General features: G+C 70.4%; 1 protein-coding gene. It reads right to left on the bottom strand.

The window, feature by feature from the left end:
• On the bottom strand, window positions 1-936 hold a 936-nt coding region (locus MKK55_RS00235; protein ID WP_243932688.1), incomplete at its 3' end, for an acetamidase/formamidase family protein.
• Window positions 937-946 lie beyond the last annotated feature (10 nt).

Below are 946 nucleotides of genomic sequence, written 5' to 3'. Positions count from 1 at the left end.
CAGGGCGGTCTTGGGCATGAGCATGTGGACGCCCTTGTTGCCGTCGACCGTCTGGGTGATGCGCAGGTTCCCGGCGAGCGAACACAGCATGTAGGCCTGGTTGCGGGTCAGCCCGGTGCGGGCGCAAACGTGGCGCACCATCTCGCGCACCGCCTGCCGCATCGCCTCGTCGAGGCTCTCGTGCAGGCCGATCGTCATCAGGTCGGTGGGCGTCTCGGCGAACGGCCACTCGTAGCTGAGGTCCTTGCGCACGGTCAGGCGGAAGGTGCCGGTGAGGCTGGTCTCCAGCGCCGTGATGCAGACCTCGCCGTCGCCCTGCACGCCGTGCCCGTCGCCGGCGTAGAAGCCGGCGCCCGAGTTGTAGACCGGCAGGTAGAGGGTCGAGCCGACCTTCAGCTCCTTGTTGTCCATGTTGCCGCCGAAGCCGCGCGGCACCGCGGTGCCGACGCGGCCCCAGGCGGCGGGCGGCGCCGTGCCGAGGATGCCGAAGAACGGGTCGAGCGGCAGCTCGGTGCCCCAGGGCAGCACGCAGACGCCGCGCGCGACGTCGATGTCGGGGTGGATGGTCTCGTACTCGGTGAACTCGTCGGGCAAGGTCCCGAGCAGGGGCAGGATCGAGACGAAGCCCCAATCCTGGCGGAACGCCTGATCCAGGATCTCGACCTGCAGCACGTCGCCCGGCTCGGCACCGCGGACATGGACCGGACCGGTGACGAAGTGCGGCCCGGGGCCGGGGACGCATTGATCGAGCACCGCGAGGTGCTCGGCCGAGACCCGCGCGGGATCGGGATGCAGCGACTCGCGTCCGCCGGCGGGGAAGGAATGGAGGGTGACCGTGTCCCCGGACGCGATCTCGAGCACCGGCGGCAGCGCGGCGTCGAAGTAGCCGAGCACCATCTTGTCGGGGGTGGCCGGGATCTCGTGATGCGTCGGCATGTGCGCTCCT

The sequence above is a fragment of the Methylobacterium sp. J-059 genome (assembly GCF_022829485.1).
In the GTDB taxonomy this organism is placed as follows: Bacteria; Pseudomonadota; Alphaproteobacteria; order Rhizobiales; family Beijerinckiaceae; genus Methylobacterium.
The sequence above is the reverse complement of the archived record's forward strand: the minus strand, read 5'-3'. Positions and strand labels throughout refer to the sequence as shown.